Annotated in this window: 21 protein-coding genes; 13 read left to right on the top strand and 8 right to left on the bottom strand. The window is 51.4% G+C overall.

Annotated features, from left to right (window positions below):
• Positions 1–5: 5 nt before the first annotated feature.
• A complete protein-coding gene (epmA, locus tag CWC46_RS05230; protein ID WP_037382469.1) occupies positions 6–983 on the bottom strand; it encodes an elongation factor P--(R)-beta-lysine ligase in 978 nt (325 codons plus the stop codon).
• A 657-nt stretch (positions 984–1640) separates the two neighbouring features.
• Between epmA and frdA the strand changes: the two genes are divergently transcribed.
• The 4 genes from frdA to frdD are packed head-to-tail and all read left to right on the top strand — an operon-like array spanning position 1641 to position 4947.
• Positions 1641–3437, top strand: a complete 1797-nt coding sequence (gene frdA / locus CWC46_RS05220) for a fumarate reductase (quinol) flavoprotein subunit (RefSeq protein ID WP_021017313.1) — start codon at positions 1641–1643, stop codon at positions 3435–3437.
• Complete coding sequence (locus CWC46_RS05215; protein WP_021017314.1) at positions 3430–4164, top strand: succinate dehydrogenase/fumarate reductase iron-sulfur subunit; 735 nt, start codon at positions 3430–3432, stop codon at positions 4162–4164. The genes frdA and CWC46_RS05215 overlap by 8 nt, the downstream gene beginning before the upstream one ends.
• Before the next feature lie 16 nt (positions 4165–4180).
• Positions 4181–4576 carry a fumarate reductase subunit FrdC gene (gene frdC, locus CWC46_RS05210; RefSeq protein ID WP_021017315.1) on the top strand — a complete coding sequence of 132 codons (396 nt, stop codon included), beginning with the start codon at positions 4181–4183 and terminating at the stop codon, positions 4574–4576.
• Between the two features lie 14 nt (positions 4577–4590).
• On the top strand, positions 4591–4947 hold the full coding sequence (frdD, locus tag CWC46_RS05205; RefSeq protein WP_021017316.1) for a fumarate reductase subunit FrdD: 357 nt from the start codon (positions 4591–4593) through the stop codon (positions 4945–4947).
• Between the two features lie 392 nt (positions 4948–5339).
• Here the strand turns inward: frdD and CWC46_RS05200 are convergent, their stop codons facing one another.
• Positions 5340–5693 (bottom strand): DMT family protein, encoded by a 354-nt coding sequence (locus CWC46_RS05200; RefSeq protein WP_021017317.1) that lies wholly within the window; start codon positions 5691–5693, stop codon positions 5340–5342.
• Positions 5694–5916: 223 nt separating this feature from the next.
• On the opposite strand from CWC46_RS05200, the gene CWC46_RS05195 reads away from it, so the two are divergent.
• Complete coding sequence (locus tag CWC46_RS05195) at positions 5917–6420, top strand: GNAT family N-acetyltransferase (protein WP_021017318.1); 504 nt, start codon at positions 5917–5919, stop codon at positions 6418–6420.
• Between the two features lie 95 nt (positions 6421–6515).
• On the opposite strand, the gene rraB is transcribed toward CWC46_RS05195, so the two are convergent.
• Positions 6516–6938 carry a ribonuclease E inhibitor RraB gene (rraB, locus tag CWC46_RS05190; RefSeq protein ID WP_021017319.1) on the bottom strand — a complete coding sequence of 141 codons (423 nt, stop codon included), beginning with the start codon at positions 6936–6938 and terminating at the stop codon, positions 6516–6518.
• A gap of 164 nt (positions 6939–7102) precedes the next feature.
• Between rraB and argF the strand changes: the two genes are divergently transcribed.
• A complete protein-coding gene (argF, locus tag CWC46_RS05185) occupies positions 7103–8113 on the top strand; it encodes an ornithine carbamoyltransferase (RefSeq protein ID WP_021017320.1) in 1011 nt (336 codons plus the stop codon).
• A 50-nt stretch (positions 8114–8163) separates the two neighbouring features.
• Here the strand turns inward: argF and CWC46_RS05180 are convergent, their stop codons facing one another.
• The 3 genes from CWC46_RS05180 to CWC46_RS05170 form a co-directional block, all read right to left on the bottom strand.
• The gene (locus tag CWC46_RS05180; RefSeq protein WP_021017321.1) at positions 8164–9600 is read right to left on the bottom strand and encodes a 6-phospho-beta-glucosidase; all 1437 of its coding nucleotides are present in this window, start codon (positions 9598–9600) and stop codon (positions 8164–8166) included.
• 74 nt (positions 9601–9674) lie between these two features.
• Complete coding sequence (locus CWC46_RS05175; protein ID WP_021017322.1) at positions 9675–11123, bottom strand: PTS transporter subunit EIIC; 1449 nt, start codon at positions 11121–11123, stop codon at positions 9675–9677.
• Between the two features lie 314 nt (positions 11124–11437).
• On the bottom strand, positions 11438–11905 hold the full coding sequence (locus CWC46_RS05170; protein ID WP_021017323.1) for a NanQ anomerase/TabA/YiaL family protein: 468 nt from the start codon (positions 11903–11905) through the stop codon (positions 11438–11440).
• A 428-nt stretch (positions 11906–12333) separates the two neighbouring features.
• On the opposite strand from CWC46_RS05170, the gene pyrB reads away from it, so the two are divergent.
• From pyrB to CWC46_RS05135, 7 genes are all read left to right on the top strand, one after another.
• Positions 12334–13269, top strand: a complete 936-nt coding sequence (gene pyrB, locus CWC46_RS05165; protein WP_021017325.1) for an aspartate carbamoyltransferase — start codon at positions 12334–12336, stop codon at positions 13267–13269.
• 15 nt (positions 13270–13284) lie between these two features.
• A complete protein-coding gene (pyrI, locus tag CWC46_RS05160) occupies positions 13285–13755 on the top strand; it encodes an aspartate carbamoyltransferase regulatory subunit (RefSeq protein WP_021017326.1) in 471 nt (156 codons plus the stop codon).
• A 134-nt stretch (positions 13756–13889) separates the two neighbouring features.
• Positions 13890–14276: a 2-iminobutanoate/2-iminopropanoate deaminase gene (ridA, locus tag CWC46_RS05155; protein WP_021017327.1), complete on the top strand. Its 387-nt coding sequence runs from the start codon at positions 13890–13892 to the stop codon at positions 14274–14276.
• Positions 14277–14656: 380 nt separating this feature from the next.
• The gene (locus tag CWC46_RS05150) at positions 14657–16096 is read left to right on the top strand and encodes a circularly permuted type 2 ATP-grasp protein (RefSeq protein WP_021017328.1); all 1440 of its coding nucleotides are present in this window, start codon (positions 14657–14659) and stop codon (positions 16094–16096) included.
• On the top strand, positions 16090–17019 hold the full coding sequence (locus CWC46_RS05145; RefSeq protein ID WP_021017329.1) for an alpha-E domain-containing protein: 930 nt from the start codon (positions 16090–16092) through the stop codon (positions 17017–17019). Before CWC46_RS05150 ends, CWC46_RS05145 begins: the two co-directional genes overlap by 7 nt.
• On the top strand, positions 17016–17837 hold the full coding sequence (locus CWC46_RS05140; RefSeq protein WP_021017330.1) for a transglutaminase family protein: 822 nt from the start codon (positions 17016–17018) through the stop codon (positions 17835–17837). Before CWC46_RS05145 ends, CWC46_RS05140 begins: the two co-directional genes overlap by 4 nt.
• A gap of 24 nt (positions 17838–17861) precedes the next feature.
• Positions 17862–18599, top strand: a complete 738-nt coding sequence (locus CWC46_RS05135; protein ID WP_021017331.1) for a proteasome-type protease — start codon at positions 17862–17864, stop codon at positions 18597–18599.
• Positions 18600–18618: 19 nt separating this feature from the next.
• Here CWC46_RS05135 and CWC46_RS05130 read toward each other — a convergent pair whose 3' ends face one another.
• Both CWC46_RS05130 and CWC46_RS05125 read right to left on the bottom strand, forming a co-directional pair.
• A complete protein-coding gene (locus tag CWC46_RS05130; RefSeq protein WP_021017332.1) occupies positions 18619–20202 on the bottom strand; it encodes an ABC transporter ATP-binding protein in 1584 nt (527 codons plus the stop codon).
• The gene (locus CWC46_RS05125; RefSeq protein ID WP_021017333.1) at positions 20195–21016 is read right to left on the bottom strand and encodes an ABC transporter permease; all 822 of its coding nucleotides are present in this window, start codon (positions 21014–21016) and stop codon (positions 20195–20197) included. The genes CWC46_RS05130 and CWC46_RS05125 overlap by 8 nt, the downstream gene beginning before the upstream one ends.
• Positions 21017–21025: the final 9 nt, after the last annotated feature.

Here is a 21025-nt window from a genome sequence, read left to right as displayed (position 1 = left end):
TGCTATTACGCTCTATCAACAGAAAATGCGATCACATCGCTCAATGTTTCAGCGTTCAATGCCAACATAATCAGACGATCCACACCCAGCGCCACACCGGCACACTCCGGCATACCGGCTTCCAGCGCGGCCAGCAGATTTTCATCGATCGGCTGTACTGGCAGACCGCGGGCGGTACGTTTGCGGTTATCCTGTTCAAAGCGTTGGCGTTGTTCATGACTGTCGGTTAATTCACGAAAACCATTCGCCAGTTCGATGCCTTTAAAATAGACTTCAAACCGCTCGGCCACACGATGATCTTCGGTACTGATTTCCGCCAGTGATGCCTGGGTAGCCGGAAAATGGTAAACAAAGGCCGGTTTGTCACGTCCGATATTGGTTTCCACACCCACCGTAAACAGCAGTTGCAGTAAGGTATCGCGGTCGTTTTCATTAGCTGCGACATCCCCAACACCCAGTTTTTCCGCCACGTCACGTAATTGCGCTTTGTCTGCGGACAACGGGTCAATCTCAAGGTGACGTTGAAAAGCCTGCTGATAAGTAAGCCTTTCGGCATTGTCGCATTCCAGCACCTGCTGCAACAGATCGTCCACCTCGTTCATCAGGCGGTACATATCATAGTGCAGGCGATACCACTCCAGCATGGTAAACTCGGGATTGTGATGGCGACCAGATTCTTCATTACGAAAACTGCGGCACAACTGAAATATCGGTCCACTACCTGCGGCTAGCAGACGCTTCATGTGATATTCCGGGCTGGTCATTAGATATAGTGTTAATCCTTCAGCCGCACCAGGGCCGACAAAGTGGGTCTGGAACGGGGAAAGGTGAACATCTGTTACCGTCGCCTGACTCATGGCTGGCGTTTCAACTTCCAGTACGCCGCGATCAGCGAAGAAACGTCGGATATCCATCATGATCGATGCCCGTTTCAACAGTGTGGCGATAGAAGCGCTGGGTTGCCAACTTGCCGTTTCGCTCAAGGTGATTACTCCAAAGGTCAAACAGGTGGTGCAGTCTACCCGCATCATGTCAACCAGACAAATTATATCCCGTGAAAGATTTTCTTATATTGTCAGTAAAGACACCATTAAAGAAATACACTTTTCATCTTTCAAGTTTTATACCCCAAATAATTCGAGTTGCAGGAAGGCGGTAAGAGAGTGAATCCCGAGGAGCTTACTCAGGTAAGTGATTCGGGTGAACGAACGCAGCCAACACACCTACAACTTGAAGTATGACAGGTATAGATATGTTCGCTGCTTTTACTCACCCCAGTCGCTCACTGATGTAAACTCCTGGGGACTCACACGGTTACCGCCTTCCTGCTACTTGAAGTTTATTGGGTATAAAAATATTATTTCCACCGAAATAAGCGTATCGATCACGTTTTATAAACTATGTCCGAAAGCGTGTTAAAAAACAGCAAAATACTGGATCACATCAAATTCCATTTACTTTTAAGTCGGTATAATCATTTCCACACAAAAAAGAGATAGTTATCTATTCTTAATAGGCGAATAAATGTTTTTTCCTTCTTTTTTAACGTGTTAATAATTAAAAAGAAATAAACGATATATGCTGAATAGATATTATTTTCTTAATTTAATTTAATTAACTTAAGTAACTGGAGGAGTGCATTGCAAACCTTTAATGCCGACTTGGCCATTATCGGGGCCGGGGGCGCTGGTTTACGAGCGGCAATTGCTGCCGCCGAAGCTAATCCCCAACTGAAGATTGCTCTGATCTCTAAAGTTTATCCCATGCGTAGCCATACTGTGGCTGCCGAAGGGGGATCAGCAGCAGTCACTCAGGATCACGATAGCTTTGATTTCCATTTTCACGATACCGTCGCAGGTGGTGACTGGTTGTGCGAACAGGATGTTGTCGACCAGTTCGTACAAAGTTGTCCACGTGAAATGACCCAACTGGAGCAATGGGGCTGCCCCTGGAGCCGCAAACCGGATGGTTCTGTCAACGTGCGCCGTTTTGGGGGAATGAAGATTGAGCGTACCTGGTTCGCCGCTGACAAAACCGGCTTCCATATGCTACATACGTTGTTCCAGACGTCCCTGAAATACCCGCAGATTCAGCGCTTTGACGAACATTTCGTGCTGGATATTCTGGTAGATGACGGACAGGCTCGCGGGCTTGTCGCCATCAATATGATGGAAGGCACACTGGTTCAGATCCGCGCCAACGCCGTGATTATGGCCACCGGTGGCGCTGGCCGTGTTTACCGTTATAACACCAACGGCGGTATCGTCACCGGTGACGGTATGGGCATGGCATTCCGTCACGGCGTTCCACTGCGTGATATGGAGTTCGTCCAGTACCATCCAACAGGTCTGCCAGGCTCCGGCATCCTGATGACGGAAGGCTGCCGTGGTGAAGGCGGTATCATGGTCAACAAAGATGGCTACCGTTACCTACAGGATTACGGTATGGGGCCGGAAACGCCGCTGGGTCAGCCGAAAAATAAATACATGGAACTGGGACCGCGTGACAAAGTATCGCAGGCCTTCTGGCATGAATGGCGTGCCGGTCGCACCATTTCCACCCCGCTGGGTGATGTGGTTTACCTTGACCTGCGTCATCTGGGTGAAAAGAAACTGAAAGAGCGTCTGCCGTTCATCTGTGAATTGGCTCAGGCTTATGTCGGTGTCGACCCGGTGAAAGAGCCCATTCCAATTCGTCCGACCGCACACTACACCATGGGCGGCATCGAAACAGACCAGCAGTGTGAAACCCGAATCAAGGGGTTGTTTGCCGCCGGTGAATGCTCCTCTGTCGGTCTGCATGGTGCCAACCGTCTGGGCTCCAACTCCCTGGCAGAACTCGTCGTATTTGGTCGTATCGCTGGCGAACATGCCACCCAGCGCTCTCTGGAATCGGCCCCGGCCAACGCCAGTGCGTTGGATGCACAGGCTCGCGATGTAGAACAGCGTCTGCATACCCTGATGAAACAGGAAGGCACAGAGAGCTGGGCGAAGATCCGCGACGAAATGGGTATATCGATGGAAGAAGGTTGCGGTATCTACCGTACTACCGAGTTAATGCAAAAAACGCTGGATAAGCTGGCTGAGCTGAAAGAACGCTTCAAACGCGTGAAGATTACCGACCATTCCAGCGTATTCAATACCGACCTGCTTTATACCATCGAACTGGGACACAGCCTGGACGTCGCGCAATGTATGGCGCACTCCGCTATCAACCGTAAAGAATCCCGTGGTGCGCACCAGCGTCTGGATGAAGGCTGCACCGAACGTGATGATGTGAATTTCCTGAAACACACACTGGCGTTCTACAACCCGGAAGGCGCACCTCGTCTGGAGTACAGTGATGTGAAGATCACCAAACTACCGCCGGCAAAACGTGTGTACGGGGGCGAGGCTGACGCTCAGGAAAAAAGTGATAAGGAGCAAGCGAATGGCTGAGATGCAAACGCTAAAAATGGAAGTCATGCGCTATAACCCGGAGCAGGACAACGCGCCGCACGCTGAAATCTATGAAGTGCCCTATAACAAACAGACCTCTTTGCTGGATGCGCTGGGCTACATTAAAGACAACCTGGCACCGGACCTGTCTTATCGCTGGTCCTGCCGGATGGCGATTTGCGGCTCCTGCGGCATGATGGTCAACAACGTGCCAAAACTGGCCTGTAAAACCTTTCTGCGTGACTACCCCAACGGCGTGAAAGTGGAAGCACTGGGTAACTTCCCGATTGAACGCGACCTGGTGGTGGATATGACTCATTTTATTGAGAGTCTGGAAGCTATCAAACCGTACATCATCGGTAATGACCGTAAACCGGAACAGGGGCCTAACAAGCAGACCCCGGCACAGATGGCCAAATACCATCAGTTCTCCGGCTGTATCAACTGTGGATTGTGCTATGCCGCCTGCCCGCAGTTCGGTCTGAATCCTGAATTTATCGGTCCGGCCGCTATTACACTGGCACATCGCTACAACCTGGATAACCGTGATCACGGCAAAAAAGAACGCATGCCGCAGTTGAACGGTGATAACGGGGTGTGGACCTGTACCTTTGTTGGTTACTGCTCGGAAGTGTGTCCGAAGCATGTCGATCCTGCCGCTGCCATCCAACAGGGCAAGGTCGAAAGCGCTAAAGACTTCATGATTGCCATGCTGAAACCACAATAAGGGAGGGAGGCAAATAATGACAACCAAACGTAAAGCGTATGTCCGCGACATGACGCCGACCTGGTGGAAAAAGCTGGGATTTTATCGCTTCTATATGTTGCGCGAAGGTACCGCTGTTCCCGCTGTCTGGTTCAGCATTGTACTGCTGTATGGCGTATTTTCATTGAAAGCGGGTCCGGAAGGCTGGGCGCATTTTGTTGGATTTTTGCAACACCCACTGGTCTTGCTCATCAATATTATTGCCCTGCTGGCAGCGGTTCTCCATACCAAAACCTGGTTTGAACTGGCACCCAAAGCCAGCATTATCGTGATTAAAGATGAAAAAATGGGGCCTGAGCCAATCATTAAAGGGCTATGGGCAGTCACTGTGGTGGTAACGCTGGCCATACTGGCTATCGCATTACTGTTCTGATCAGGAGGAATAACGTGATTAACCAAACACCCAAACGCTCCGATGAACCACCTTTCTGGGGCTTGTTCGGTGCCGGTGGCATGTGGAGCGCCTTCTTCGCACCGGTGATCATCCTGCTGGTCGGTATCCTGTTGCCGTTGAGCATATTCCCGGATGCACTGGGCTATGAACGCATCGCTATGTTCAGTCAGAGCATTATCGGCCGTATTTTTCTGCTGCTGATGATTGTTCTGCCATTGTGGTGTGGTCTGCACCGTATCCATCACGCCACGCATGACCTGAAAATCCACATCCCGGCCGGGAAATGGGTATTTTACGGTCTGGCCGCCATTTTGACGGTTGTGACAGTAATCGGTCTTGTAACGCTGTAAGTGATTTTTCTCTGCAACGGTCTGCATTCGCAGACCGTTTAAATTGCTGGCAATCCATACTCGTCATTTTCAAGTCGCAACGGTGTTGGCCCGTGTTCGTTCACCCGAATCGCTTACCTGAATAAGTTCATCGAAACGCTCTCTTGCCGCCTTCCTGCATTTTGAAATCTATTAAGTCTCTATGGAATCGAAACGCTACGATTTTACCGTTAAAAAACTAATCTGGATTAATCATTCAGGCGATGCAGTAAGTGATATTTTAATGAGACTTAGTAAAAGAATAGCTATAGCATCATTCTGAACTGCTTATTTTTTATTGAAAATGGTTTCATTTTAATCACTATTTAACTGAAACCGAATCTCGGCATATAAAATAATAGGCTGGGTGATCATTATCCCATTATTTTATGGCGGAACATAAAAAACACCGCGCCAAGCAAGCAAAATCCTGCCCAAATATAATCAGTGCGAAATGGCTCTTTCAAAATAATCATCGAGAAAGGAATAAATACCGCCAGGCTAATGACTTCCTGCACTATTTTAAGCTGTCCGGCCGAGGCCACTTGATAGCCAATACGATTGGCGGGTACCTGTAACAAATATTCAAACAGTGCAATGCCCCAACTGACCAATGCGGCGATGATCCAGGCTCGCCCGCTAAAGTAACGCAAATGCCCGTACCAGGCGAAGGTCATAAACACATTACTGAGCGTTAACATGAATACAGTGATAATCAATGGGGACATAGACATATTCCCTTTGCAAAAGATAATGCTCATTATTACGTTTCACCAGAGAGAACACCATCAGATAACATGTCGTATTCATGTCTATTTGTATCAAAACAGTTCTGATGTGATACGGTCAAATATTAACCGTTTTTCCCCAGTCGTCGCGCAAGGTAGTAATGGTGTTGCAGTTCGCTTAATATCGGCACGAGAAGTGATAGACATAACAAGAGTGAACACCATGACAACTGTAGCTTCCGCCCCTTTTCAACTGCGTCCCATCACTGTAAGCGATAACGCTGCCATTGCCAGTGTGATACGTCGCGTTTCTGCCGAGTTTGGGCTAACAGCCGATAAGGGCTATACCGTTTCGGATCCTGATCTGGATGTTCTGTTCCAGGTATACAGTCGTTCGAAAAGTGCTTACTGGCTGGTGGTATATGATGGTGAAATCGTTGGCGGCGGTGGTATCGCACCATTATCCGGTGGGGACAAGGATATCTGCGAACTGCAGAAAATGTACTTTTTGCCGGTAGCGCGCGGAAAGGGAATGGCGAAACAGCTGGCATTGAAGGCGCTGGATTTTGCTCGCCGCCAAGGCTTTCAACGTTGTTATCTGGAAACGACCTCACACCTGACCAACGCGATTTCTCTGTATGAAAAACTGGGATTCCGGCATATTCCCTGTGCCATGGGGAACACCGGGCATACTGATTGTGAAGTGAGAATGCTGAAGCAATTATGATTGATATATAATTTTCGCTGATAATACTCAGCTAGCAGACCAGCGCTGCACCAATAAAAATGGTGCAGCGCCAGACAAAACGCTAACCAGCAAGATTAATGGCGTTTACCATCATCATCCTCGTCGTAAAAATCCTCATCTTCATCACTTTCGTCTTCGTCATCTTCACCTTCGAAGTAAGTGCCCCAGCCATCGTAATTAATATGGTAACGTTCGGCCAAATCCAGTAACTGTTCCACTTGTTCGTCGATCAGTTCGGCTTTTAACGCCAGTTCACTGATCGCATCACAACACATCAGCATGACACCGTCTTCGACTTCCAGCTCTTCGGCATCGGTAACTTCATAACCTAATTTGAATACATCTACCGCTACTTTTTCCAGGTCTTCAAATTTCTCGGCTGAGAAATGGTGTTCGATGGTGTAGAGCGCATCAGGATCGCTGCCATCTTCCAGCAACTCCTCAATGATCAGGCGCGTCTCTTCACGTTGTTCTTCCAGCAATTCGCGGTTTGCCATGCCTCAGTCCTCGTTAAATCGGAGAAAATGTCGGGTTATTGTCCCACAGGCCCGCACCCGCCTCCACCAGAAAGTTTGACCCCACCACTTGAAATTGAATAATTACACATATAAAGTGAATTTTAATTCAACTACACATGTTGAGCCACATGGAGAAGAACATCATGAACCCGTTTTACTTACGTCATTTTTTGAGATTAATGGATTTCACACCGACAGAAATAGAAAGCCTGCTGAACTTGTCAATGAAACTCAAAGCCGATAAAAAAAGCGGCACCGAGGTCCGCCACCTGCAAGGTAAAAATATCGCACTCATCTTCGAAAAAGATTCGACCCGCACTCGCTGCTCTTTCGAAGTTGCTGCATACGACCAGGGAGCACAGGTCACCTATCTGGGGTCAAGCGGCAGCCAAATCGGTCATAAAGAGTCAATGAAAGATACTGCACGGGTTCTGGGCCGGATGTATGACGGTATTCAGTATCGTGGCTATGGCCAGCATCTGGTGGAAACATTGGCGGAATTTTCCGGCGTACCGGTATGGAACGGGTTGACTGATGAATTCCATCCGACCCAGTTACTGGCAGATCTGCTGACCATGCAGGAACATTTGCCGGGCAAATCTTTGTCTGGCATGAAGCTGGCCTACGTTGGGGATACCCGTAACAATATGGGGAATACCATGCTGGAAGCGGCAGCACTCACCGGGTTGGATCTGCGTCTTATTGCGCCAAAAACCTACTGGCCAGAAGCTGGACTAGTAGCCGAATGCCAGGCAGCGGCAGCCAAGACAGGTGGATCCATCACGTTGACAGAAGATGTTGCGGCCGGGGTGAAGGATGTCGATTTTATTTATACCGACGTATGGGTTTCCATGGGTGAACCGAAGGAGGTCTGGCAACAGCGCATCAACCTGTTGAAGCCCTATCAGGTCAATATGGCAATGATCGCCGCCACCGGTAATCCGCAGGTGAAATTTCTGCACTGTTTACCGGCGTTCCACGACGATCAGACCACCATCGGTAAACAGATGGCCACGCAGTATGGCTTGCATGGTGGGATGGAAGTCACGGAGGAAGTATTTGAATCTGCGCACAGTATTGTGTTTGATCAGGCGGAAAATCGCATGCATACCATCAAAGCAGTGATGGTCGCGACATTAAGCCAGCAGTTTTAGATGGTGCATTGGCAAAAACAGCATTGACACTGCTGTTTTTGCCTTGCCATTTACATGGTATCACCATTAGAAGCGATAACTTTTTGATACCAATAGAACGACTTCTTCGGTACCCGATTTAGCTGCCCGGTACCATCGTCATGTTTATCAACATAGATAAACCCGTAGCGTTTCGCCATCTCTCCCGTTGTAAATGACACCAGATCGATACATCCCCACGGGGTATATCCCATCAGTTCCACGCCATCAATGAAGACCGCTTTTTTCATTTCCTCAATATGGGCCCGTAAATAATCAATTCGGTAATCATCGTGGCAATAACCTTTTTCGTCTGGCTTATCTACGGCACCCAGCCCGTTTTCCACAATGAAAAGCGGCACTTCATAACGTTCATAAAGTGTCACCAGCGCATAACGCAAACCGACCGGGTCAATTTGCCATCCCCAGTCACTGGCTTGCAGGTAGGGATTCGGTACCGAGTGTTCAGAACTACCGTCCATGCTGGCGGTGGTGTCACTCTGCGCATCGTGCTTCACCACGTTGGACATGTAATAGCTGAAGCCGATGTAATCCACCTTGCCCTCACGCAGGATCTTCTCATCCTCCGGTTCCATATGAATATGATAGCCTTTGAGCGCCCACTCCCGTTTGGCATAGCCAGGATAGTGACCACGCACATGTACATCCGAGAAATAGAAGCGGTCATGCATGGATTCCGTTGCCAGCATCACGTCTTCGGGATGGCTGGAGTACGGGTAGTACGGCACAAAGGAGCACATGCAGCCCACTTTCAACTCAGAATTGATTTCATGGGCTTTTTTCACCACCAGTGCGCTGGCGACAAATTGGTGATGTACCGCCTGATACATGGCTTCCTCAGGCTTTTTCTTCACCGGGAATGTTACCCCGGAACACATCCAGCCAAAGATCTCCGCCGATACGTTCTTCTGGTTGTTGATCTCATTGAACGTCATCCAATACTTCACTTTGTGCTTGTAACGTTCAATCACCGTAGTGGCAAAACGCACAAAACAATCCAGCGTTTTGCGACTCATCCAGCCGTCATACGCGTTCACCAGGTGCAGCGGCATCTCGAAATGGCTGAGGGTCATCACTGGCTCAATCTGATATTTCAGTAGTTCATCGATCAGATCGTCATAAAACTGCAGCCCAGCTTCGCAAGGCTCGCTGTCGTCACCATTAGGGAAAATACGCGTCCAGGCAATGCTGGTGCGAAAGCATTTAAATCCCATCTCGGCGAACAACCGGATATCGTCTTTGTAACGATGATAAAAATCGATCGCTTCATGGTTTGGATAATTTTCCCCTGGCACCACGCCATCCGTGATACGACGGAGCTTGCCATGCGCCCCTGCCGTCAACACATCCACCACGCTGACGCCCTTGCCCCCTTCATCCCAGCCACCTTCCAACTGGTGAGCCGCCACCGCACCACCCCATAAAAAACCTTCCGGTAATTGGCTCATTGTCTCCACCTCTTTGTCCAAATCGCCGCCATACGGAAATGACGGCAATACACTACACACAACAAAACGTTATTTTACTCAGTGGGTTGATTACCCGATGCCGACAACGTCGTTTCAGATGTGGTCATTTCAGCCACCGGTGTCGCCGGTATTTCATCCACCGGATCATCAAACCCAACGACCATCACCATTCCAATAGTCAGCACAATTGCCACACCACATCCCACCAGTTCCCCGATAAATGACATGGGGGATGACGGGCTAATGGCATTAATGATAGTCAGGATGCCGGGCAATCCGGCATAGGCGTAGTACAGCGAGCCAAACAGGCTGGTGACCACCGCGCCTACCGCCCCGCCGATACAGCCACAGATAAATGGTTTTTTGTAACGTAACGTCACGCCGTAGATAGCCGGTTCGGTAATGCCGAAGATAGCAGTCACTCCCGCTGACATGGCGCGGGTTTTCAATTCCCGGTTACGTGTTTTCAGGAAACACCCAAAAGCAGCAGCCATCTGTCCTACTACGGCAACCGTCTGGAATGCTTGAAATGAGTCGTGACCATTTATATCGAAATCAGCCAGGACGACGGGCGTGATCCCCCAGTGCACGCCGAAGATCACGATGATCTGCCACACACCGCCGATAATGCCGGCTGCCAACGCCGGAAAAGCGTGAAACAACGCATTATAACCAAGCGCAATACCACTCGCCGCCCAGCTGGTCACCGGTCCGATGGCCAGCAACGTCAGCGGAACCACAATCACAAAACAGATCAACGGGGTAAACAGAGCACTCACCACGTCAGGCAGCCATTTCACTACCCGATGCTCCACCCATGCCAATACCCAAACCAGAAATAACGGTGGCAGCACCGAGGCGGTATAGACGGTTTTCGCCAGCGGCAATCCCAGTAGCGTTATGTGTTCACCGGCGGCGATTTTCCCAGCCAACGTGGTCCATTCAGGGTTGATCAGCGCACAACAGCACAGCACGGCGATATAGGTATTACAACGGAAATGGCGGGACGCAGTAATCGCAATAAATACCGGCAAAAACGCGAACGGCGTCCACGACATAAAATTCAGTACGCTGTAAGTACCAGTGGTAGTGAAAGTATCGGAAAACTGTGTCGCCACAATCAGCATCCCTTGCAGGATCCCGGCGGCGGCAAGAATGTAGACAATGGGAGCAAACACAGCCGACATCGTGGCGATCACGGTATCCAGTACACGACGTTTCGGCTCACTGGCAGCCCTGTGATTATCGCCAACCAGATCAGCCATATGGCGATAAACCTCATCCACATGCGTACCGATCACCACCTGAAACTGTCCACCGTTTTCCACTACGGCGATCACACCCGGCAGATGCTGGATCCTCGCCTTGGCACCAGCGGGCGTTTCTCCCAGTACCAGACGCAAGCGAGTAGCACAGCGAGAAAAATTGACGATGTTCTGCTGTCCACCTACTTCATTGAGGATGTTTTTCGCTAATGTTGCGTAATCTCTAATCCCAGCCATAGTGTCACCTTTTTGATTACTGATGATCTGTCGCCATGATAATGAAACCGGTTTCAGGCTGCCTGAAGCACCACTATTCCGCAACCGGTTTTAATTGATCCGCTACGCGATCTTTGGCGCAGATCACATCCAAAGATTTCCGGAGAGAAAAAGTATTAAAGCGTCACAGCATTCACACCGGTCAGGTATCCGGTTTTTAACCGATCGGTGTCGGGTCAATAGCCAGCTATATCTGAAGGAAACGCTGCAACACAAGGAGAACAGAGACGGGGAAATGACAAAAAAGAAAGGCGCCGCAGCGCCCTGGAGGAAGATTACATCACCAGCGATGCGTCGATTTTCACCACCGCTTTACGTACATGGGCGGGTGCGCCGACGGCACACAGCGGCTTATGCACTTCGCCCGGGAAGAACACCACAAAATCACCGGATTGCATAACAAACTGCTTTTCCTGTTCACCGGCTGGCAAAAACGCGATGTCCTTATCCGCCAGCCAGTCCACATCTGGCTTACCCGCAGGCAGGTTACTGAAGGTCATTCCTTCGGTACCATTCAGAATGATCTGGATATCAAGATATTTACCATGATATTCCGCCCGGCGATTTTCCAGCACATCGGTACTGTCATTCGAAACCAGGACAAACACCTTATTGCCATCAATGTCGTGTTTGCCAAGCGGTGTATCAGCATTGATATGCTGTTTCACATACTCAATAGCTTCACACAATTCCAATGGCAGATAAGGAACCAGTTCAAGATGATGGATATTGCCGGTAATCATGGTCATTCCTCTATAAAATGAAACGATACTTTACGGCATTTATACTCCTCCTCCGTTTCAGCCGCCAGCCGGCCACGGCCAAAAAGTGACGAGACTGCCATTTTAATTTCAGACACAAACCATGCCGCCCAGCATTGGCGAGCGCACCTATCGCAACCGATTGCCATGCGCGAAAAATCGCGTTTTCCGCTTGAATTAGCGTTCCCTGCGCGTATAATTTCGGACAATTTGCCGGGAGGGGACATGTTTAACGCTGCTGTTTTTGTGGGTCATCAACCGCAACTGCCATCCGGCAGCCAGCCGGCGTTTTTCCTTCCGTTGCCTTACCGATTGTTGAAAAAAACCCCTCGTTGAAGGGGTTTTTTTTTGCCTGTCGCAGGCGGCAAAAATTTCTGTTTACCATGCCTAACTGTGGGGAGAATAACCAAATGGTCAATCCGCTTTATAAAAGACACATCATCTCGATTAATGATCTCAGCCGGGACGATCTGGAACTGACGCTGAAAGTGGCAGCCAGCCTGAAAGCCAACCCGCAACCGGAGCTGTTAAAACATAAAGTGATTGCCAGTTGCTTCTTTGAAGCATCAACCCGCACCCGCCTGTCATTTGAAACTGCCATGCACCGTTTGGGCGCGTCCGTGGTCGGCTTCGCCGACAGCAGCAATACCTCGTTAGGCAAGAAAGGGGAAACGCTGGCGGATACCATTTCGGTCATCAGTAACTACGTGGATGCCATTGTGATGCGTCATCCACAAGAGGGCGCCGCGCGGCTGGCAAGTCAGTTTTCCAACGGCATACCGGTACTCAACGCGGGCGACGGTGCCAATCAGCACCCGTCTCAGACCCTGCTCGACCTGTTCACCATTCAGGAAACCCAGGGCCGTCTGAACAGTATCAATATCGCCATGGTCGGTGACCTGAAATACGGGCGCACCGTGCATTCGCTGACTCAGGCGCTGGCCAAATTTGATGGCAACCGTTTCTACTTCATCGCCCCTGGAGCACTGGCGATGCCGGACTACATCCTGCAGATGCTGGAAGAAAAAAATATCGCCTACAGCTTGCATGACAGCATTGAAGAAGTCGTGCCACAGGTGGATATTCTTTACATGACCCGAGTGCAGAAAGAACGGCTGGATCCGTCTGAATATATCAACATCAAATCACAGTTCATTCTGCGCGCGGCCGACCTCGCCAATGCCCGCGATAATCTGAAAGTACTGCATCCGCTGCCGCGTATTGACGAAATCACCACCGATGTTGACAGTACACCTTACGCCCATTATTTCCAGCAGACCGGTAACGGTATCTATGCGCGCCAAGCCCTGTTGGCATTGGTTTTAAACAGCGAACTGGTTCTGTAAAGGAGGAGCACAAGAATGACTCATGATAATAAATTACAGGTAGAAGCCATCAAACGCGGTACGGTGATCGACCACATTCCGGCCCAGGTCGGCTTCAAACTGCTGACACTGTTTAAACTGACTGCCACCGATCAGCGTATTACCATCGGCCTCAACCTGCCGTCCAACGAGCTGGGACGCAAAGATCTGATCAAGATCGAGAATATTTTCCTTACTGAAGAGCAGGCCGACCAGTTGGCAATATATGCGCCGCAAGCGACCGTCAACCAGATCGATAATTACGATGTGGTGCGTAAGTTACATCCACAACTTCCGGATCATATTGATGGCGTACTGACCTGCCCCAACAGCAACTGTATCAGTCGCAGCGAACCGGTCAGTTCTTCATTCAGTGTGAAACAGCACAGTGACGGTGGTGATGTACAGTTGAAATGCAAATACTGTGAGAAGGAATTCGAACGTCAGGCGGTACTGAACAGCCATTAAGTTAGCGAGCAAGCAATACCAGAAATATCAGAAAGGTATTGCTTTGCCTGACGGCTCACGAGGTAGAATGGCGTGGTACCCGGCTTTTTGGAAAAAAAGCGTTCGCGTTCATTCAGACTTAATCAGGAGAAAATATGTCACGCATTATCAGTACGGAACAGGCTCCGGCAGCGATTGGCCCTTACGTTCAGGGTGTTGACCTCGGCAGCATGATATTCACGTCCGGTCAGATTCCGGTAGACCCGAAAACCGGTCTGGTATCCGACGACATATCCGCGCAAGCGCGTCAATCACTGGAAAACGTCAAGGCGATTGTGGAAGCTGCCGGTCTGAAAGTGTCTGATATCGTTAAAACCACCGTATTTGTAAAAGATCTTAACGATTTCGCCACGGTTAACGCCACCTACGAGGCCTTCTTTACTGAACATAATGCGCCGTTCCCGGCTCGTTCCTGTGTAGAAGTCGCTCGTCTGCCAAAAGACGTGAAAATAGAAATAGAAGCCATCGCTGTGCGTGGCTAATTTGTCTCGCATCACAGGGGCAGCGGCACTTCTCGCGCGTTCCGACCCCGTCCAACCCTTCCCCTTCACAAGGGGAAGGCAGCAGCCCCCCGATTACATGGCGATGTCACGCGTTCCCCAGTCAAGTCGGCAGTCGAATAACACTAAATTCGGGTAGGCTCATCAGCTCATCCTCATACGGTGCACTCATTGCCCTCTTCGCACTATCAGCGCCGTCTATTCCCACCGGACAACACCACTATGGCGCAGTGATCGCCGTACCGGCACCAATCAGGTGCAAAAATACCCTCGTCCCCAGCGATAAGTACGTCATTTGCCACGCTGGCATGCTTTCTGCATTTCAGTTGTATCTTCATCAAGCGTGATGCCAGAGGATGACAATGATAAAAATAACGCTTCCAACCACGCCTTACTACGATGAGATGCTCACCGCAGAAGGCACACAACGCCAGCAATACGACGCGTACTGGCAATGGCTGCAACAAACCGACCAACAGGCCATCAAGCAGAAAAAGGAGCAAGCAGAGCTGCTGTTTCATCGGGTCGGCATTACGTTCAATGTCTATGGCGAAGAGGGCGGAACCGAGCGCCTGATTCCTTTCGACAGCGTCCCGCGCATTATTCCCGCCCATGAATGGCGCATGCTCGATCGTGGCATCCGCCAGCGGGTCAAAGCGCTCAATGCCTTTCTGTACGATATCTATCACCAGCAGCATATTCTCAGGGCGGGTATTATTCCTGCCGAGCAAGTGCTGGCTAACGATCAGTACCAACCCTGCATGCAGGGCGTGGATTTGCACAACAACATCTATGCCCATATCACCGGTATCGACATGGTGCGCAACAGCGACGGTCATTATTACGTGCTGGAAGATAATCTGCGCACGCCGTCCGGGGTGTCTTACATGCTGGAAAACCGCAAGATGATGATGCGGTTGTATCCGGATCTGTTTGCCAGGCAACATATTGCACCGGTAGAGCGTTATCCCAGCTATCTGCTGCAAACCTTGCGTGAAAGCACGCCGGTGGACGATCCAACCGTCGTGGTGATGACTCCGGGGCGTTTTAACAGCGCCTATTTTGAGCACAGTTTTCTAGCCCAGCAGATGGGCGTTGAGCTGGTGGAGAGCGCCGATCTGTTCGTGAAAGAAGGCGCAGTCTATATGCGCACCACCGAAGGCCCTTGTCAGGTGGATGTCATCTATCGCCGCATCGACGATGACTTCCTCGACCCACTGGCATTCCGCACCGATTCAATGCTCGGCGTACCGGGTTTGTTGTCGGTGTATCGCACCGGTGGCGTGGTGCTGGCCAATGCCATCGGCACCGGCGTGGCTGATGACAAATCCATCTATCCGTATGTACCGGAGATGATCCGTTTTTACCTATCCGAAGAACCGATTCTGGGCAATATTCCCACCTGGCAGTGCCGCAACGCTGAAGATTTACGCTATGTACTCGATAATCTGGCCAGCATGGTGGTGAAGGAAGTCCATGGCGCTGGCGGTTACGGCATGCTGGTTGGTCCCTGCGCCACGCATCAGCAAATAGAAGACTTCCGGCTACGGTTGCTGGCCAACCCGCACCACTACATTGCCCAGGAAACGTTGGCGCTTTCCACCTGCCCCACTTTTGTAGATGAAGGACTGGCTCCGCGCCATATCGACCTGCGGCCATTCGCGCTCTCCGGCGAGGAGATCCGGTTGATCCCCGGCGGGTTGACTCGTGTCGCACTGACGGAAGGCTCGCTGGTGGTGAACTCCTCACAAGGTGGTGGCACCAAAGATACCTGGGTCATGGAGGAGGACGAATCATGCTAAGCCGTACAGCCAGTGAACTGTATTGGATGGCCCGTTATCTGGAGCGAGCCGAGAGTTTCGCCCGCGTACTGGATGTGACTTACAAGCTATCCATGATGCCGCGCCACAGCCAGCAGCAACGCGATCTGGCGTTACCGCTGAATCTGACCTATACCCATGAGCTGTTTCAGCAGCATTACACCCGGTTTTCCATGGATAATCTGCTGAACTTTTTTGCTCTCGACAGCCATAACCCCAGCAGCATTTACAGTTGCATCGAAATGGCCTGGAACAACGCCCACGCGGTACGCGGTAGCCTGTCGTCTGAAGTGTGGGAATGCATTAACACCACCCGTATTGATATTCGCCATCTGCGTCATCAGGGCGTGGATAAAATCGGCGTAGACGCCTTCTTTGACTGGGTAAAAGAGCGTGCCCATCTGTTCCGCGGCGCCATGTTCGGCACATTGCTGCGTAACGATGCGCAGTGCTTTATCCGCCTCGGTACACTGATTGAACGTGCTTATGCCACCGCACAACTGCTCAGCATCAAAGATCAGCAATTGAATAACGATCCTGATCCGGTACGGGAATATTACCGGTTAGATACGCTGCTGAGGGCCGTGAGCGCTCGTGAAGCCTACAACAGCATCTATCGCCAGCCGGTCAGCCGAGAAACCGTGACCGAACTACTGGTACTGCGTAACGACGTGCCGCGATCATTGCGAGCCTGCGTCAGCGATCTGGTTCAGCAGTTGGAAGCCATCGGCAGTGAACGCGCCCGGGTTCCCCAACGCCTTGCCCACCAGTTGAACGTAGCGCTGCGTTTCAGCACGCTGGACGACATCATGGCGGAAGATCTGCAAACTTACCTGAATAATTTTCTCAGTAATATCAACGAGCTGGCGGATAGTATTCGTCATACCTATCTGGAGGCGTTATGAAGCTTACCATCAATCACCTGACCCACTATCGCTATGATGAAGAAGTGAAGTTCAGCACCCAGTACCTACGTCTGACACCGCAGAATACCGCCTATCAGCAGATAAAGGAGTGGAAACTGACACTCCCCGTCTCCGCTGTCGCTACCACCGATGCCTATGGCAACGTGCTACATGTACTGACACTCGATCATCCACACCATGACATCACGATTCATGCTCAAGGTGTAGTGGAAATCGCCGATAGCAGAGAAGATACCTACGCTGGCGGAGAAACGGATTCGCTCTCGCCATTGGTATTCCTGCGCACCACGCCACTGACGGAGGCCAACGGCACTATCCGTGCGTTTGCGCAGCGTTACTATCGCCCACAGGCAGCGGAAGAAAGCCTGCATCAACTGATGGCGGAATTACAGTTGAAAATGCCGTATACTCCTGGCGCCACGCAGGTGCATGACACCGCGGCAAGCGCCTTTGCCATGCAAAAAGGGGTTTGTCAGGATCATACCCATGTTTTTCTGGCCTGCTGTCGCAGCCTGCATATTCCCGCCCGCTATGTGAGCGGTTATGTATACAGTCAGGATACTCAGCACGTGGCGATGCACGCCTGGGCAGAAGTGTGGTTGAATGAACGCTGGCACAGCTTTGATATCACCAATAACACCTGCCAGCTCCATCAACATCTGCGGCTGGCCATTGGTATGGATTATCTGGATGCCTGCCCGGTACGCGGTACGCGACTCGGCGGCGGTTATGAAGAGATGTTTTCCGAAGCTGAGGTCCGGCTGTTTGAGCGACAGCAACAGGTACAACAGCAATAGTCATCGTTAACGAAAAGGTACTCTATGACCTACTGTGTGGCCATGCATCTGTCGGACGGTTTGGTATTTGCATCAGATTCTCGCACTAATGCGGGTGTTGATCACATCGCGACATTCAAGAAACTTCATGTTTTTCATAATGAAAATGAACGTGTGCTGGTGATTCAATGCGCAGGCAATCTGGCCACGACACAGAGTATCCTCAGTTTGCTTCATGTTCGTATCCAGACACAACATACGCCGAACCTGATGCAGGTCGCTTCCCTCTATGATGCCGCCATGCTGGTGGGGGAAACCATACGTGAAGTAATCCACCGTGATAGCCAGTCCCAGCAAAGTGGCAGCACCACCAATTTCGGTTGTAACCTGTTACTGGGCGGGCAGATTGGCGATGAGCAACCGCGCCTGTTCCATATCTATCCGGAAGGCAACTTTATTGAGTCCACCCACGACACACCCTATTTTCAGATTGGCGAAAGCAAATATGGCAAACCGATTATCGACCGGGTGCTGCGTGTCGACACGCCACTAGAGCAAGCGATGTGCTGCGCACTGATTTCCATTGATTCCACCCTGCGCAGCAATTTGTCGGTGGGTATGCCGCTAGACGTGATGATTTACCGGAACGGCAGCTTTAACATTGGCGAACAACAACGCATTACGGAAAATGATCCTTACTTTGCGTCCATCCGCAAAGCCTGGTCGGAAGGATTACAAGACACCTTCCGCCAGTTGCCACCGTTTCCGCATCAGCGCAATTGATATCGCGCCCAACGTAGTCTTACTGACTGGCGGTCATCACGTCCTGTAGCCAACCACAGCGCATTTCCGGCACCGCCACCAGCAATTGCCGGGTGTAGTCATCCAACGGTGGTGCCAGGGTTTCGACAACCGGCCCCTGGCGGATAATGCGTCCGTGACGCAACACCGCCACGCTGTCCGCCACTTCCCGTACCACATGCAGATCGTGGGTGATAAACAGGTAGGATACGCCAGTTTCTTGCTGAATCTGACGCAACAGTGCCAGCACGTCACGCGCCACCAGCGGATCCAGCGCCGACGTTGGTTCATCGCAGATAATCAATTCCGGCTGGGCGGCCAGCGCCCGAGCAATGCACACCCGCTGCTTCTGTCCACCGGACAGCGACGTCGGGTAGCGTGCCGCCAGTTCAGCTGTTAGCCCGACCTGATGTAATAAATCCCGTACGCGTTCACCCCGCTGTGCCGCGGAAAAGTCGCTCAGACACACCATCGCCCGTTCAATTTGTGTTTCCACCGGCAGACGCGGGTTTAAAGCAGTGTCTGGATGCTGATGAATCATCTGTATCGACCGCAACTGCTGACGGGTACGCTGCGCCAACTTCGGTGACAAGCGTTCCTCTTTCAGGTGGATCTCCCCGGCACTCGGTGGCAATAAACCACATACCGTGCGCCCAAGGGTTGATTTACCCGACCCGGACTCACCAATGACCGCCAGCGTACGGCCACGCGTCAGTTGCAGAGAAACAGCTTCCAACACCGGTTGCTGCTGATAATGGGCACTAATACCACGGATATCCAGCAACACATCATTCAGCGGTGGCAGTGGGATTTTCTGCTCACTTTTAGCTTGTAATAATTGGCGGGTATAGTCTTCGGTGGGATGTGCCAATAACTGCGCGGTTGTCGCGGTTTCCACTTGACGACCATGCCGCAGCACCATAATCCGATGACTGATCTGCGCCACAACAGCCAGATCATGGCTGATATAAAGCGCCGCGACACCGGTCAGGCGAATGATGTCGTCAATCGCTTTCAGCACGCCAAGCTGGGTGGTAACATCCAGCGCAGTGGTCGGTTCATCGAAAATAATCAGATCCGGTCCGGCACACATCGCCATCGCGATCATCGCCCGCTGTAGCTGACCACCGGAAACCTGATGCGGATAACGTTGAAAAAACACCGCCGGCTCAGGCAGCGACAACTGACTAAACAGTGTTAACGCCTGTACCGTCGCCTGTTGGCGCGACATCACGCCATGACGTACCGCCGCCTCAATCACCTGTTCGCCAATTTTACGCGCCGGGTTAAACGCAGCACTGGCCGACTGCGCGACATAGGCGATGCGCTGACCACGCACCTTACGCAGTTGGCGTTCGGAAAGTGTCGCCAGATCGGTATCCTGAAACCAGATTTTCCCCTGTCGGATACGCATTCCATAACGGCAATGACCGAGGATCGCCTGTCCGATAGTGGACTTGCCCGCACCCGATTCCCCAATCAATCCCAGCACTTCACCCTTCTTCAGCGTGAACGAAATATCTTCCACCAGCGTACAATCCCCGGCGATCACCTGAAGCTGTTCCACGCGCAATAACTCAGCCATTTTTGCCTCCATGCCAATTACGGCCATCACGGCTTAACAGCCAGTCCGCCACCACGTTCAGTGATACCGCCAGCAGGGCAATCGCCGCACCGGGTACCAGTGCCGCCCACACGCCAAACAGGATGCCATCTTTATTATCCCGCGCCAGACCACCCCAGTCTGCCGTCGGTGGCTGAATGCCCATGCCCAGAAACGATAGCGCCGACAGAAACAGCAAAATGAAGATAAAACGCAGAGCAAACTCCGCCACCAGCGTAGTCAAGGCGTTAGGTAGAATTTCGCGCCACAGAATCCAGCGCATTGATTCACCACGCATCCGCGCGACCTCGATAAACTCCTGCGTGGCAATATCCACCGCCAGAGAACGCGACACCCGTAACACGCGAGTCGCCTCCAGCACACCCAGTACCAGAATGATGATAGCGGTATTTTTCGGTAACATCGCCAACACCACCAACGCAAAAATCAAGGTGGGAATCGCCATCAGCACATCATTCACGCGGGAAATCAACTGATCAACCCAGCCGCCACAAACGCCGGCCAGAAAACCCAGCGATGTCCCGAGCAGAAACGCCAGCGCCGCCGCCAGCGCCGTCACGGACAGCGAGGTGCGGGTACCCCAGATAAGGCGGGAGAACAGATCGCGCCCCAGATTATCCGTGCCCATCCAGGCATTCCCCATCGGCCCCAGCCAGGCGCCGCCAATGATCTTATCGGCCGGATACGGGGCAATCCAGGGGGCCAGTAGCGCGACACAAATAAAGATGCCCAGCGCCAGGAGGCCGAGCACCACGGAAGGTTTCAGAGGAGGCATTCGGTATTA

This window comes from Prodigiosinella confusarubida (genome assembly GCF_002847015.1).
Lineage (GTDB): Bacteria > Pseudomonadota > Gammaproteobacteria > Enterobacterales > Enterobacteriaceae > Prodigiosinella > Prodigiosinella aquatilis.
Note: the sequence above shows the minus strand (reverse complement) of the source record. Positions and strands in the feature narration are given on the sequence as shown.